We start from the raw sequence: 15,635 nt of genomic DNA, 5'->3' as shown, positions 1-15,635 counted from the left end.
AGATAAAATCACTCTCCACAGTATTGTCCCGGTTGGTAAGGACCCTCACGAATACGAACCTCTTCCTGATGATGTAAAGAAAACATCACAAGCTGACTTGATTTTTTATAACGGTATCAATTTAGAAACTGGTGGAAATGCTTGGTTTACTAAGTTAGTCAAGAATGCTCATAAGACAGAAAATAAAGATTATTTTGCAGTTAGTGATGGTGTTAAGGTAATTTACCTTGAAGGTCAATCAGAAAAAGGTAAGGAAGATCCCCACGCTTGGCTTAATCTGGAAAATGGGATTATTTATGCTCAAAATATTGCCAAGCAACTGATTGCTAAGGACCCTAAAAACAAGACCTACTACGAAAAGAATCTAAAATCCTATACTGACAAACTTAGTAAACTGGACCAAGAAGCTAAAGAGACCTTTAACAACATTCCCGATGAAAAAAAACTGATTGTCACTAGTGAAGGATGTTTCAAATACTTCTCTAAAGCCTATGGAGTACCATCTGCCTACATCTGGGAAATCAATACTGAAGAAGAAGGCACACCGGACCAGATCAAAACACTTGTGGAAAAACTCCGTCAAACCAAGGTACCAGCTCTCTTTGTCGAATCTAGTGTCGATGACCGCCCTATGAAAACAGTCGCTAAGGATACCAATATTCCTATTTATGCAAAGATCTTTACAGATTCTATTGCCAAAAAAGGGCAAAAGGGCGATAGCTACTACAACATGATGAAATATAATCTGGATAAAATCGCCCAGGGCTTGAATCAGTAAAAATCTTGTCTGAGATATGTTCTGTATTCTTCTGAAAAATCTGTTATACTAAGGTGAGACTATTTTCAAAGGAAAAGACATGACACCTAATAAAGAAGACTACCTCAAATGTATCTATGAGATTGGTACTGAAGAAGGTAAAATCACTAATAAGGAAATCGCGAACCGCATGGAGGTGTCTCCACCTGCTGTGACGGAAATGATTAAAAAATTGATTTCAGAAGACCTCATCATCAAAGATAAAGACAAGGGCTATCTCCTAACGGAAACAGGTACAATCAACGTTGCTGAACTCTATCGGAAACATCGCCTTATCGAAGTCTTTTTGGCGGACCACTTGCAATATTCTTGCGATCAAATTCATCAAGAGGCTGAAATTTTAGAGCATACTGTCTCTGATCACTTCATCAATGCTCTTGACCGTCTACTCAATTATCCTCAAACCTGTCCACATGGCGGGCAAATTCCCAAATCAGGTCAACTCATAGAAGAATTTTATAACCAAACTTTTACACAAGGCCTTGCTCCTGGAGACTATGTCCTTCGTCGAGTTCAAGATCAAATTGATCTAATCCATTATTTGAAGACTGTCGGTCTTAAAATTGGAACACCTTTTACCTTGGAAGGCTTTGACCCTTTCACACAACTCTACCGACTACATATTGATGGAAAGGACATCCAAATCCCAGAAGCCATTGCTAGTAACCTTTATATCGAATCAATCTAAAAAGAGAGGCTGATAAACACCCTTAGAAGTGTCATCAGTCTCTCTTTTTTACATATGTCTTAAGCGTTCCACCCGTTCTGAAATTGGTGGGTGAGTGTAAAAGAGCTTCTGCAAACCAGATTCCTTTTTAGGATCATTGATATAGAGCGCAGCACTGGCATCATCTACGTGATGTTGCATAGGAGCACTATTATCAAGTTTGAGCAGAGCGTTAATCATACCTTGTGGGTTACGTGTCAATTCGACGCTAGAAGCATCAGCTAAAAATTCACGCTGGCGTGAAATGGCCAGTTGAACCAAGGTGGCTGCCAAAGGTGCCAAGATAATAGAGATTAAGGAAACAATGAGAAGAATAATCTCCAAACCACTGCCTCCATCACGATCATCATCACTCCTACGGCGACCGCCACCCCAGAACATCATATTGCGTGCCATTCCAGCTAACATGGTAATGGCAGAAGCCAAGGCCACTGCAATGGTAGAAATACGAATGTCATAGTTGCGAATATGGCTTACTTCATGTCCCATAACTCCTTCAAGCTCCTCACGGTTCATAACCGCAAGGAGACCTGTTGTAGCTGCTACTGCAGCATTCTGAGGGCTAGAGCCAGTCGCAAAAGCATTCATTGAAGGATCGTTGACAATAAAGACACGTGGCATGGGAATCTGTGCCACCATTGCCATATCCTCAACCACATGATAAAGATCTGGGGCTGTTTGTTCATCCACTTCTTGTGCACCATTCATGGCCATAACAAGATTGGTTGACTGAAAAATCATGGTCACAGCATAAATGAAACCAATAACCAAGGCAAGAATCAATCCACCATAACCAGAACCTAGCCAAAGATAACCAACAGCATAACCAACAAGACCCAACAAGAGGAAAAAGACCAGAAGTAAAAGCCAAGTCCTTCTCTTATTTCGAGCAATTTGATCAAATAACATATTAGTTACCTAATCCACTGAAATCAACCTTAGGAACAGCTTTTTCTGCTTCCGGTGTTTCAAGGAATTCAGCAGCCTTAAAGCTAAACATTTTAGCAATAACATTGCTCGGGAATGTTTCCAATTTCACATTGTAGTTACTTGTCACACTGTTATAAAGTTGACGTGAGTAGGCAATTTTATTTTCAGTGTTAGTCAATTCTTCTTGAAGCTGACTAAAGTTAGCACTAGCCTTAAGGTCAGGGTAACTTTCAGCTACCGCAAAGATGCCAGAAACCTGACGTGTCAATTCATCACTGGCACGCATAGCTGCTGCAGGGGATGTTGCTGCTGCAACCTGATTACGAAGTTCTGCTACTTTTTCAAGCGTTGAACCTTCATATTTAGCGTAACCTTTAACGGTTTCAATCAAGTTAGGAAGGAGATCATTACGACGTTTCAATTGAACATCAATTTGACTCCAAGCCTCCTTGGTTTGCATACGGCTTTTAACCAAGCCGTTATAACTTGTAATAACAAAAATCACAAGAACAACAATAATGGCAATAATAATCCAAATCATATTTAGTTTCCTTTCTTATACTTAAAAAGAGTCGGTACGACTTCTCTTACAAGTATTTTGATAGTCTCAGTATATCAAATTTTCAGATAAAAGTGGTAAAATGTGAGCCGTTTTACAAAAAAACTGGACAAGATGTCCAGCTTTTGTACTACTCTTTAGACGTGTGTCGTTTACCTTGGGCTAGGGCATCTGCTTCTGTCATAGTAACGACATTTGCTTTGTTGGTATTGCTAGGCATACTGTTGATGTCATACCAATAAACATCTGCTGTTCCATGACGCGCCACATAAACTGTTCTACTTTCTTCTTGTGTAGGTTGCACAGGCTCTAGCTCAGAACTCGGTTGTTCAGTCACCTGTGAACTCTCAGAACTAGGCTCAGATGGTGCTTCAGTAAATTCAGTAACCGTATTTGTCGCTGTCCCATCTGCATAATTGATTTCTGCATTTGGTGATTGGTTATCCAAGATAACATGCGTAACTCCCTGACTGTCAAGAGTCTCCTTATCTCCACCAAGTTTAATTTCTAAGAGATTTCCAGAACTATCAATACCGACATACTGAAGTTCCACTTGACGAGGCAACAACTCGTCTCCACTGTAGATAGCTGTTACCTTATAATCTAACCAATAGTTAGGGTGGAGTGCCAGCCAGTTATCCAAGCGATTCTCGTAATAAAGCATGCCTGACTGATTACCTTCGTCGGTTCCTTTATAATTTCCAGAGTTCAACCAGGCAGTCATAGGTACTAAATTCTTGCCCTCGTCATTGACACCAGAAAACTGATAGCCAATCAAATGTCCTCGATTCATTAACCAAGATTTTGATTTACCATCACCATAATAAAACTTATAGTTATGCCATCCTACAGGATCATATTTTATTTTACCGGGGCGTTTATTCTTTGGCTCGTCCTTATCTTGTAACTGTATATGAGCACTGTGGGCACGTCCTAACTGGTCCTTTTCCTCCATGACAAACTGCTTTTGACCATTAAAAGCTAATATACCATTGTTCTCATCCGCTTGAGCTACTGGAGAGCTTACAGTCAACGATTGTTTGCTAGTATCTACTGAAAATCCGAAACCTAAAGTAAATACTAAAACAAGAAGAGCAAATAAACGAATCCTACTATTTCTTTTTTCTTTCATTATCTTAACTCCTTAATTTTTTATCACTTTAATTATACAGGACCAAATCAAAGTGGATGATTAAAAATAAAGAATAATGATATTAGCCATCTTAGAACTTGCTTAAAAAAACAAGAAACATCCATTTTATTGGATGCTTCTTACCTATTATTTACCTGCTTTTTTACCTTGTTTTGTAAGATAAACTGTAGATATACTTAGTGCCGCAGCAACTCCGACAAGAAGGAAGACCGTTGTAGTATTAGACTTACCTTTTTCTTTTGAGGTGCTAGCTTGACTTTCAGAACCCTTAGCAACCTGATTTGCCTCAGTTGTTTTATCAATACGAGCGACATTCTTAGGTGTGTCATCCTTCTTGCTTTCCGCCAATTCTGACAAATCACTGCTAATCTCTTTGGCAACACCTTCAGAGCTTGTAAGTGATGCCGCTTCTGAGGCTAATGTTTCAGAGGCCATAACCGCCATAACTTTACTTGCAATCATATCCACAGACTTCTCATTCAAAAGAGAATTATAGCGAATAGCTTCTGAGGCGAGCTGACTGCTTGTTACAGAGATTTTTAGGTCATTGTTATAAGCGACCTGACTTGTTGAACCTTTTTCAATAACTTCTGAAGAAACCTCACTTATCGGATCTTTTTGTGTGCTTTCTGAAGTTGGAGATTTCTCTGGGCTATCAGAAGTAATTGCTACGTCAACCTGACTAGTAGATGAAGCTACTGAAGTTTCCTCATTCTTTGGTGACTCAGAGGCTGGAGCAGTTGAGCTTGCCTCACTCTTTGGTGTTTCTGAAACTGAAGTCTCGGAAATTACCTCACTGTTAGATACTTCGGAAACTGGAGTGCTTGAACCTGCATCACTCTTTGGTGTTTCTGAAACTGAAGACTCTGAGATCACTTCACTGTTAGAAGCTTCAGAAACTGGAGTGCTTGAACTTGCCTCACTATTTGGTGTTTCTGAAACTGAGGTCTCGGAGATCACTTCACTGTTAGATACTTCAGAAACTGGAGTGCTTGAACTTGCCTCACTATTTGGTGTTTCTGAAACTGAAGTCTCGGAGATCACTTCACTAGTTGAGGCTTCAGAAACTGGAGTGCTTGAACTTGCTTCACTCTTCGGTGCTTCAGAAACTGAAGTCTCGGAAATTACTTCACTGTTTGATACTTCAGAAACTGGAGTGCTTGAACTTGCCTCACTCTTTGGTGTTTCTGATGCTGAAGTCTCGGAGATCACTTCACTAGTTGAGGCTTCAGAAACTGGAGTGCTTGAACTTTCCTCACTCTTTGGTGTTTCTGATGCTGAAGTTTCAGAAACTACTTCACTAGTTGATGCTTCAGAAACTGGAGTGCTTGAGCTTGCTTCACTCTTTGGTGTTTCTGATGCTGAAGTTTCAGAGACTGGATTATTGACTGGCTTTGGCTCAGGCTTTGTTGGAGAAACTGTTGAAACAGCTCCAACAATCGTCGCCTTATTGTCAATCGTATTATTAGATAAACGGATTTCTCCATTACCATTGTCGCCCATCTCAAAGTTTTTGGTAATCACTGGATCAGCCAAGGTATTCAATAGTTTATTATCATAGACATCGACATTCTTGATTGTTCCACGAACTTGTTGGAAATCAATGGCACCACGATGGAGCTTATAGAGGTCATTAGTTGTCCCTGAACGTAGAATGGTATTGTCATGAATCTTAATTCCAGAATCATTGAGGTCAAAATTGTGACCTGCAAAGACTGTGTTTACACGGATACCTGCTCCAGCAAAGACGTCCTTGATGAGGTTTCCTGAAATTTCATGCCCCTTACCACCAAAAATACCGATACCAGCCGCACGCCAGCCTGATTCAATGGTATTGTTGAGGAATTTATTATTTTCCTCAGCTGCGGCATTTGTACCATCTGAAATACTTGACCAGATAGCTAAACCATCATCACCATTCCCACGGATATTAGAGTTTTTAACTGTTGAATTCTTGGTTCCTTGGGCAAAGTTAATACCATCAGCTAAGTTATTACGGATACGAGCATTTTCAACGACAAGACCATCCGTATACTTCATATTTCCCGTCTGGTCGTAGTCTCCAATCCACATACCGACTTCAAAATGCTGAACCCAAATGTCGTGAATTTTCGAATCCTTACCAAGTGTTCCCGAAATAGCTTTGTACTGTGCATCCTCGTTATAACGAGACGTCAAGTTGGAATCCATGTAAAGATTGCTCAACTCAATGCCATTACTATTATGACCGAAGACAATACCACCACCATAGCGTTTGTCACTTGTAAAGTGTAGTTGTGTATGCCAAACACCGGCACCTGAGATTTTTAGATTATCAGCTTCGATATTAACCTGTTTATCAAAATTGAAACGTCCTTCTGGAATATAGACAGATTTTCCGCTGGCTTTAGCTTCTTCTACAGCCGCAAGTAAGGCAGCTGTGTCGTCACTATCATCATTGGCAGAGGCACCCTTATCCACGATACTGATACTATTTTCACCTTGAGCAACAGGCGCTGGAGCCTGCTCTAGCTCAATAAAGTCAATACCGTAAGGGACATTGTCATCTTTCTTCTTAACTAGAGAAATCTTATCACCAGATTTCAATTGAATATCCTTGAGGAGGAGACGTGTCTCATCAAAACGAAAACGTGCACTGGAACCATCAATGGCTTGATCATACTCATGGTCCCCTTTAAGGTACTGCCATGCTGAGTGAGATGACAAATCAAGATTACCAACGCTTGAACCATTGACCTGCACATCCAACTGACCTGATGCACCATCAGGTATTGTATAACGCACATTCAAAGCATTGGCTGGCTCAGTGACATTGAAAGTAACTGCCGCATCCTTTTTAAGAAGCTCAACATAAGTTTGGTTAGTCGCTTCCACAGCCGTAGATTCCATGTCCGTTGACTGTTGGATTGTAGCACCATTTTCAACACTTGCATTCTCTGCCTCATGAGTCGTATAAGGCATCTTTGCACCGTAACCATCAGTGCTGTACTCCTTGCCTTGACCTTGGTTCTCACTCGCATTGGTTAAGACATTTGCTGAAGTTTCTTGAGTTTGAGGGTTGTTTGCCTCAACCAATTGATCAATGGTCGGAGTCTGTTCAGCTGCTTGAACAGTTGTTACCTGAGGCTGAACTGGAGCAATGTTGGCAGGCTGTGACGCTTGCACAGTCTCAACTGATGCTGGTTCGGAAGTCGCCAATTGTGCCGTTGAAGCTGTTTGAGGTGTCTGTGCCTGATTTGAGGCATCAGTCAAATCACTAATCGATTGTGCCTCATCGGCCTGAGCCCCTTGCCCATTGGCAAGAGCCATGAACCCAATCAAAGCTGATGCTGCCCCAATGGAATATTTTCGGATGCTGTACTTTGGTTTTGTTTTACTTTCTCTAAACAAGTTAATTCTCCCGATACTTTTTTTCACAATCTCTCCATTTTAGTTTTAAGCTATTCTCGAACTAAAAACAGAGACTCTTAAATATTTGATGTACTTAATGATGCTGTTGTTTCTTTAATCCAAAACAAACCAAAACAAATTATAAGTCATGAGAACACAAAATAAAAGGCTAAGTAATCCATTTTAACAAGGCCTTAACAAAAATGTCATATTAGAAAGTTCAGTTATTCATTTCTAAATTATAGTCTAAAAATGTCGCACAAAAAGGTAATTTCTTTCACGTGTAAGAAAGAGAAAACTCTAAACTTCCATAAAGGCTTATTTAGCAAGATTTATCGGCTAAAACAATCAAATTGTATTAAATCTGTTTTCTCAGATTTATGTCAAACGTTTGACAGTCTTTTTTAATTTTACACTTCAAAGTATTATTTTCCGAATGTTTTAGTGTTACAAATGTTAAATACCAAAAAATAAAAAAAGAGACAAAAACTGCCTCTGACTTTCAAAAAATTGATTAACTCAGCTAAAATTTACGATAACATAGCCTCTAGTTCTTCAAGCGATAAACCTGTCACATCTGACACAACTTCTAGTGATAGACCTTTTGAGAGCATCTTGCGAACCAACTCTAGACGCTCCTCATAACGACCTTGTTCCAAGCCTTGTTTAAGTCCACGCTCTATTCCTTTCTCTATCCCTCGCTCCAAGCCTTCTTCACGCGCTTCATCAATAGCTGTTTCCATAGTCATGTCATAATTTTCTTGAATTCGTATGCGTTCATCAATCATCGCCTTTTCCTCCTGTGTCCAGCTGGATGAATCCAGTAATGAATCGGCATGCGTGACCGCTCGGCTAGGTTCCTTAGAAAATGGAAGATTCCCAAAAAACTCTAGCCACTGCCACCCTTCATCCGTAATAAGCTTACCTTTATTATACTTATCCAACTCTAAAAAGGCAATCTGAAGAAGGTTATGACGTTTTCCGTCCTTATAGTAAGAATTCAAAGGCTTACCCGTCCGACCATTGACCATCCAATAAATATTAATCGGGGATTCCTCATCAGGCAACAAGGTCTTCTCCAAGATAGCTATACCATAAACAGGCTCCATCTGCTCATACATCTTATGCGTCTGCCCTTGTTGACATAATTGTTGCACATTTTCCACCAGCTGGTTAGCCAAATAATAATGAAAACGATTGAGAAAATAATGCTGTTTACGCACCTGAATCTCAATAATGACCTCAGTTCCATCATTCAACTTAGCCCGAACATCCACCGAGGTTGAAAAGAGCTCATCCTCGTCAAAGTCCTTTTTATGAAGCTGCGTCCCCTCCAAAATCTGAGCATCCACAACATCCAAATCCAAAATATCTCGAATAAAAGCCACCGTCACCTCGGGCAGGCTAAAAATCTTCTTAGCCATGATATCCAAGGTCGGTGAGACATGCTTATGTCTTTTTTCCATCTACTTCTCCTTAGTAAAAAATAGAGGGTTGGTCCCTCTACTTCTATTATTCGGAAAAAGCTTTGGAATATGTAGGTTATCTTATTTTATCGCATTTTTTAATGCTTGTTGAAGTTCTTCATCTACAGCATAAATATATAAGCCATTCACACCTCGAGTAAGCAATACATTCAATTCATTTCGTAACAAGATTTCACCGTAGTTCACCAATTCGCCCGAATCCAACTTCCTGTTTTGAACAGCACTTTTATTTTTACTTTCAGAAATATCAAATACGATTTTGCCGTTTCTATATTTAACAGATGGACCAATGATGACTCCCACATAATTTAGGTCAAATCCCTGAACGGTAAACGTTGATCCTACTTCATGAATCGTTTGAGGCTGTTCTATCCAGGATAAATGCTTCGAGTCTTTTTCTTTTGCAAGTTGTCTGTTCCATGGACAAGACCAGTCCCCGATACGAACACACCAATATTCCGAATCCGTAGGTTTCGACATACTACTATATTCCCAATCGTAGGTTGCTGTCAAGCGTGAAATTCCTAAGTTCCGATCGCCATCCTTTTTTATGATAGCTTTTTGAAGCTCCTCAGGAGAGTCAAAAACTCTAATATCATAATCATTATCAATTGGAACCTTATTCACAACTCCAACATCAACAAGATTTCTTATCCACTCTACTGTTTCCTTTGTCGCATGGATCCGCATTTGATTATGTAGTGTAATGAGATTTCCTTTTAAATTTGCCTCGTGTTCTAATTTCAAGAAAGAATCATCTGTCCATATTTGAGATTTGTTCATAATCTGATTCTCATCATAAACAAGTACGACTACTTTTGATTTCGCAAGTAAATCATTTAAATGATTCCCTCCTAGATAAGCTTGATTTTTTGCAGTCAATAATAAATGGCCTTCATCAACCACTACAATTCCAGCATCGCTATTTTCTTTTTTCAGAGCATTCAAAAATTGAGTCGGTTTCATCACAACACTAATATTCGATCCACTCTTCCATTCCAATTTTTTCTCAATTTCTTGGTAAACACTGAGTTGATCATCATGATTCACAACCAAATTGATATCATTGTTTTCACGAATCATCTGTATGTCTTCTGAATTCAATAAATCATCAACGAGAGAACTCATCAAAACTGTTTTTCCTGCACCAGCATCACCCTTTACTAAAATTAAAACTCCTGTTTCATTTCTACTGATAACAGAGGTTATTTTTAGCAAAATTTCATTTTTAGCCTTTACTTGTTCATCAGTTAACTTGTGAAATGGAGAAGATTTAAATATCGCTGAATTTCGAATAAAACTTTCTGCTGGGAATAAATAATGGTTTTTCCTATTTAGGCTTCTCCATATCTTTGAAAAAATCTCGTCCAATTCCTCAGAAGTATAGTATTGATTTTGAGGATTTCCTCTTCTATTTTGAACACGTTCAACCTGTTCAACACTTGAAAGATAGAGCATTAATCTATTCTCAATATCCAATGTTAAAGATTTATTAAAATGGTTATGTCCAATGACAAACATTTTAGATGTTTTGGATTGTTCAAATTGTCGCCAATCTTCTCGATCCTTTTTTATATCATCTGATAAATGCTGATTTGTTCTTCTAATGATATCTGTTGTCTCTCCGACGTAGACACTATACTTATTTTTATTCTCATCGTTTACGATATATACAGTTGGATAATCAAAAATAAGCTTAGAATTTTTTGGTGCGATAGTTTCTTTTAATTGATCAAATGTTCGACTGGAATAGTCGATTTCTAATACTACGGGTGATTGAATTTTACTCATTTTTTCTCCAAGTCCGTATATTTTTTGTTATTTCCTTTGCTTAATTCTACAGGATATTTTTTTGCATTTATTTCAATTTTTTCTTTTATAATTTCTTCTACATCCAGATTCAAGTTGTCCGCAAGCATAAATGAATACATAAAAACATCCGCAAGCTCTTCTCTAATTTCTTGTAGTGACTTTTCAACTACTTCTTCTGATTTTTTCCATTGAAACAACTCTAGGAGTTCACTTGCTTCCAATGATATAGAGATAGCTAAATCCTTTTCATTATGAAACTTTCTCCAATCACGTTCATCTCTAAATTGATTGATTCTATTCATTAATTCCTTCATTTTGTTACCTCAACATTGTCGTAATCCCTTACATTATAGCATTTTCACGGGTTCTTTCATAGTTTTGGAAAAATGCCAACAAAAAAACACGGGAAGTCCGTGTTAATCGTTTTAGAATAGCAAATAATAATTGTTATAAAAGTAGGTTATCTTCCTTAAACTTACTTCACATGTGAATCAAGTGGGACTACTGCCAATGTCTTACCTAGACTAGCCAGTATTTTAAGAACCGTATCTAACTGAGGTGCCGTTTTTCCTTTCTCCATACGTGCGATAACAGGTTGTTTGACACCACTCAATTCTTCAAGTTTCTTTTGAGAAATGCCTTGTTTTTTACGAGCATCAATAATCTCAAGCATCAGTGCGACACGGAGTTCACTTGCCGCGATTTCCTCTTTAGTGAAAATAGTTTTCTGTAAATCATCCCAACTACTTCCAATTGCTGGATTCTTTTCTGGAGTCATCTTACAATCCTCGCTTTCTAATATCATCTAAAGCCCTTTGAGCCTTCATCAGCTCACGTCTTGGAGTCTTTTGTGTCTTTTTCACAAAATGATGAAGCAAAATAAAACCATCATCTAGCCATGCTGCAAATAAAATTCTATCTCTTAAGGGCTTTAGTTCCCAAATATCTCCTTCTAAATGTTTAATGAATGGCTCACCAATCATGGTCCCTCTATTTTTTAACATAGTCAGGTAGTCTTGAATTTTATGCAATTTGATTCGAGAATCTTTACTTGAATTCATAGCTAATGTTTCAATATACTCTCTAACAGGTTCATGTCCATTTCTATCTTTATAAAAATGAATAGGGTACATATTAATCTCTCTTTCTTTATTATAACTCATAAGTACTTATATGTAAATACTTATAAGTTATTATTTTTAGATATCTCTATTCAAATTTATTATTCGTAAAAGTTAAAGAAGATGTTAAAAAGCCACTTAGAGTGGCTCAGAATGTATATTATTTATGATCTAGACATGGCAAGAATACGAGTAAGCGACCAAATTTTGTAGCCCTTTCCATCTGTGAATTGGCTTATCGGAAACCTTTTACTCCCCCCTATGAATCGTAAACCCTGTGGCTTGTTGGTTAGCCATGATGGTCATGTCTGAAATCTGGACACGTCGTGGTTGCTTGGTGACATAGAGGACTGCCTCCGCAATATCTTGGGCTTGGAGGGCTTCCAAACCTTGATAGACCTTGGCTGCCTTGTCCTTATCACCGTGAAAGCGAACTTGAGAAAAGTCGGTCTCAACGATACCTGGCTGAATGGTTGTTACCTTGATATCAGTAGCAATGGTGTCAATACGCAAACCATCGCTGAAAGTTTTAACTGCAGCCTTGGTTGCTGAATAAACGGCTGCGCCTGCATAAGCATAGATGCCCGCTGTAGAGCCCATATTGATGATATGGCCCTCATTGGCAGCAACCATGCTTGGTAGAATCTGACGTGTCACCATCATCAAGCCCTTGACATTGGTATCAAGCATGGTCAGCATGTCCCACTCTTCATAGTCTTGGTAGGCTGTTAGGCCTAGTGCTAGACCTGCATTATTGACTAAAACATGGACTTGCCCCACACTTTTGAGAATGGCTTGGCAAACATCCTTGACCATGTCCATATCAGTGACATCCAGTACAAAGGTCCAAACTTTTTGGTCTGGATAGGTCGCTTCAAATTCTGCTTTTAGAGCTTGAAGACGCTCTACACGGCGCCCTGTCAAGATGAGGTTAGCCCCCTCTCTGGCAAAAGCACGCGCCGTTGCTTCGCCAATTCCTGATGTTGCTCCTGTAATGAGTACATTTTTAGGCATCATATTCTCCATTTCTATCACCCTATGCCTCTAATCGTGATTCCTTAACTCGCTTAACTTCTTAATGAAATCAGGAAGCTCTAGCTTGGGCAGGGTAGATTTTTTATTTCCTGACTTCCAAAATATCCAGAGTAACTGGTTGAAACCGTCTTGCAAGACCTTCTTTTGTTTGTCCGAGAGATTGCCAAATTCTTGTAGCATCTGACCTATCTGTGGCAAGGCTTGGATGCCAATATCATCGAGGCTTTCAATACCTGAATCAAGGATGGTATCAAAAACCAAATCGCAAACTTGCTTGAGTTCTTGATTGGGCAAGGTCTCAATCCACTCTTGGAAGGTTTCTTCCAAACGTTGACTCAACTCTGTTGGCTGGTCCACATAAGCAAAATCATTTGCCACTAAATCAACCTCCCAAGTCAAGGCGTTATGTTGCGCAAATCCAATGCCTTCTGCTGCGACTAGCTGGGCAGGCCTATCCCAATAGAGCATAACCCCCACGACAGAATCTTGAGGTCTAATAACTGTCATCCTGGCTTTTAACTCTTGGTAAGAAGGCTTCTCTAAAAGCGACTTCATCAAGCCTGGTGAATCCAGGAGCAAGAGCTCTGCGATTTTCTCACGTAAGGAAGTCGAACTTTGAACAGCTGAATAGAGGGCAAGATTCCCACCCTTGGAGTGGCCAGAAACAGTGATACGTCCACTGAGATTCGGCAAGTGGTCCTCCAGAAAAGTCATGGCTGAGCGATGGGCAGGAATTTCCCGACTATAGGTCAGCTGAAAATCCTCCTTCCATCCAATGACACTATCATCCGTCCCACGAAAGACAAGCTGATGGTAGTCCAGTTCAGACAGGCTGAAAATCATGGCCGCAAACTGTTTTTCCACCTCCTTGTCCAAGACACTACGGTAGTTACTGAGACTCAGACTGGCAAAACGCCTAGACCTGACCATAGCCTCTGCAAGTTCCACCCGCTCCTTGGTCACCATAAAGGAATAATCTGGATTTAACTCCTTACCCTCAGCGAAGTCATGTAAATTGATGGGTTTCTTTAAGTCACTGGCTGTGAGCCATTTTTCATAGGTCAGGTAGCCGATTTCGTTGATACAAACCTTATCCAAGATATTCAGAGGTTCTTGGTCAAATGTTAGATTCTCAACCTTTTCAAGATAATCGATGAGATGGGCCATAAATACTCCTTAAAGTCTTTCTTACTTTGATTTTACTAGAATTTTCACTAAATTGTTAGTGAAAAATGTGATATGATAAGAGAGATTATTTATTAGGAAAAGGAAGCTTATGACTATTTCTCGTTTTTACCGTATCTTACTAGCCCTTTGTGGTCTGGTTGGGGTCTCTATTCAAATCCATGATGATGGTTGGGGCATGCTGCTCTACTATACTGTTTTGTCCAATATCCTGGTTTTCTCTAGTTTGATTTTCTTTATCATCTACGATTTCAACAAAGGGGATGCAACAACCAACATTAAACTCTTGCGTTACAAGGGTGGTGTCACTATGGCCATCTTAATCACAGGTGTTATTTATCATTTTCTATTGGCCCCTAGTACCAAGCCGAAAGACTTTTGGACGGTTCGTAACCTTTTGGTCCACTACATTGTTCCCTGGGGATTGGTGCTTGATACCCTCGTTTTTGATGCCCGAAAGGCTTACCGTCTGCGTGAGCCCCTTTACTGGTCTTTAGCACCCTTGGCCTACTTTGCCTTTGCCCTTCTCAATGGATTAGTCTTAAAATTGCCTATTCCACACGCAAAAAATAGTCACTTCGCCTACTTTTTTATCAATGTCAACAAGTTGGGCTGGAACAAGGTTTTGCTTAATGTCCTCCTAATTAGTGCTGGCTACATTGCTGTGGGCTATCTCATCTATTTCTTAAAACGATTTATCGGATGCAAGGCCGACTGATAGACAAAGGCCATTTCTCTTAGCAAATCTCAGAATTGAAATTCAAAACGCTCGAAGTCATTGATTTCAAGCGTTTTTAGCACGATAAAAAGTCACTTTGGGCCTTCAATAGTGTAAGCCTATTCTTCCCACAAAAACACATGAAAGCTATAGACCTAGTGCTTCAAAAGGTCAAAACATTGCCTTTTGTCATGAAAGAGGCTATCATGACAGTATGAACGATTTAACAACACTACTGAACTACTTGCCCTATAAACTAGCCGCCTACGATGCTAAAGGAAACTTTCTTTATGACAATGGTGGCGCTGACGGTAGTTTCTTCCCCCGTGAGGCTGAAAATCTGCCTGATTGGATCATGTCTGAAGTTCTAGCTTCTCCCACCAAAACCATTAGTTATCCCATTCCGACAGATAGTTTTGAGCAAATCCTCATCCAGACTTATCAAGCTTCAACAGACCAAGAAGGACAGGTCTTAGGATTTTGGGAGACGATTTTTGATTTGAAGCAACCTCTCCAGACCTATCTGGATAGCTCTGCTCAAGCGCTAGTAGTCTGGTCAGATGCCACTAGCGGCGCCAGTTTTAAGGAAGAAGCTGACAAATAAGGCTAAAAATCCGTCTTAAATAAATGAAATATTCACTTAATTCATAACTAAATCCCTAGGGATACCTTCATCAAATCAGTGAGAACTAGCGGTACTA

General features: G+C 39.5%; 15 protein-coding genes. 4 read left to right on the top strand and 11 right to left on the bottom strand.

The genetic code is table 11. The annotated features are described in order from the left end of the window. Positions 1-778, top strand: a 778-nt coding sequence (locus PCY14_RS08850) for a metal ABC transporter substrate-binding protein (RefSeq protein ID WP_301363438.1), incomplete at its 5' end; no start/stop codon positions are given. 79 nt (positions 779-857) lie between these two features. Beyond that, on the top strand, positions 858-1,505 hold the full coding sequence (locus PCY14_RS08845) for a metal-dependent transcriptional regulator (protein ID WP_008534256.1): 648 nt from the start codon (positions 858-860) through the stop codon (positions 1,503-1,505). Positions 1,506-1,553: 48 nt separating this feature from the next. Here the strand turns inward: PCY14_RS08845 and htpX are convergent, their stop codons facing one another. The 11 genes from htpX to PCY14_RS08790 all read right to left on the bottom strand — a co-directional run bounded on the left by htpX (position 1,554) and on the right by PCY14_RS08790 (position 14,198). Continuing rightward, positions 1,554-2,453: a zinc metalloprotease HtpX gene (gene htpX, locus PCY14_RS08840; protein WP_002887671.1), complete on the bottom strand. Its 900-nt coding sequence runs from the start codon at positions 2,451-2,453 to the stop codon at positions 1,554-1,556. 1 nt (position 2,454) lies between these two features. Continuing rightward, positions 2,455-3,015 (bottom strand): LemA family protein, encoded by a 561-nt coding sequence (locus tag PCY14_RS08835; protein WP_301363436.1) that lies wholly within the window; start codon positions 3,013-3,015, stop codon positions 2,455-2,457. Between the two features lie 148 nt (positions 3,016-3,163). Continuing rightward, positions 3,164-4,165 carry a DNA/RNA non-specific endonuclease gene (locus PCY14_RS08830; protein WP_060971428.1) on the bottom strand — a complete coding sequence of 334 codons (1,002 nt, stop codon included), beginning with the start codon at positions 4,163-4,165 and terminating at the stop codon, positions 3,164-3,166. Between the two features lie 147 nt (positions 4,166-4,312). Further along, positions 4,313-7,576, bottom strand: a complete 3,264-nt coding sequence (locus tag PCY14_RS08825; protein ID WP_301363434.1) for a YSIRK-type signal peptide-containing protein — start codon at positions 7,574-7,576, stop codon at positions 4,313-4,315. 530 nt (positions 7,577-8,106) lie between these two features. Beyond that, positions 8,107-9,042 carry an Rpn family recombination-promoting nuclease/putative transposase gene (locus PCY14_RS08820; RefSeq protein ID WP_301363432.1) on the bottom strand — a complete coding sequence of 312 codons (936 nt, stop codon included), beginning with the start codon at positions 9,040-9,042 and terminating at the stop codon, positions 8,107-8,109. A gap of 81 nt (positions 9,043-9,123) precedes the next feature. Then, a complete protein-coding gene (locus PCY14_RS08815; RefSeq protein ID WP_301363431.1) occupies positions 9,124-10,854 on the bottom strand; it encodes a DUF2075 domain-containing protein in 1,731 nt (576 codons plus the stop codon). Next, entirely contained in the window at positions 10,851-11,189 is a 339-nt protein-coding gene (locus tag PCY14_RS08810) for a nucleotide pyrophosphohydrolase (protein WP_064519139.1), read from the bottom strand. Before PCY14_RS08810 ends, PCY14_RS08815 begins: the two co-directional genes overlap by 4 nt. 161 nt (positions 11,190-11,350) lie before the next feature. After that, complete coding sequence (locus PCY14_RS08805) at positions 11,351-11,653, bottom strand: helix-turn-helix domain-containing protein (RefSeq protein WP_301363430.1); 303 nt, start codon at positions 11,651-11,653, stop codon at positions 11,351-11,353. 1 nt (position 11,654) lies between these two features. Continuing rightward, positions 11,655-12,008 carry a type II toxin-antitoxin system RelE/ParE family toxin gene (locus PCY14_RS08800; RefSeq protein ID WP_301363440.1) on the bottom strand — a complete coding sequence of 118 codons (354 nt, stop codon included), beginning with the start codon at positions 12,006-12,008 and terminating at the stop codon, positions 11,655-11,657. 237 nt (positions 12,009-12,245) lie between these two features. Further along, the gene (locus PCY14_RS08795; protein WP_301363429.1) at positions 12,246-13,010 is read right to left on the bottom strand and encodes an SDR family NAD(P)-dependent oxidoreductase; all 765 of its coding nucleotides are present in this window, start codon (positions 13,008-13,010) and stop codon (positions 12,246-12,248) included. A 30-nt stretch (positions 13,011-13,040) separates the two neighbouring features. Continuing rightward, on the bottom strand, positions 13,041-14,198 hold the full coding sequence (locus PCY14_RS08790; protein ID WP_293936214.1) for an Mbeg1-like protein: 1,158 nt from the start codon (positions 14,196-14,198) through the stop codon (positions 13,041-13,043). 109 nt (positions 14,199-14,307) lie between these two features. On the opposite strand from PCY14_RS08790, the gene PCY14_RS08785 reads away from it, so the two are divergent. Then, a complete protein-coding gene (locus PCY14_RS08785) occupies positions 14,308-14,934 on the top strand; it encodes a Pr6Pr family membrane protein (RefSeq protein ID WP_301363427.1) in 627 nt (208 codons plus the stop codon). Between the two features lie 214 nt (positions 14,935-15,148). Continuing rightward, positions 15,149-15,538 (top strand): hypothetical protein, encoded by a 390-nt coding sequence (locus PCY14_RS08780; RefSeq protein ID WP_021145662.1) that lies wholly within the window; start codon positions 15,149-15,151, stop codon positions 15,536-15,538. The last annotated feature ends 97 nt before the right edge of the window (positions 15,539-15,635 follow it).

Origin of the sequence: Streptococcus sp. SV2 (genome assembly GCF_030440175.1) — a bacterium.
Classification (GTDB): domain Bacteria; phylum Bacillota; class Bacilli; order Lactobacillales; family Streptococcaceae; genus Streptococcus; species Streptococcus raffinosi.
This window is presented reverse-complemented; position numbering and strand designations above follow the sequence as displayed.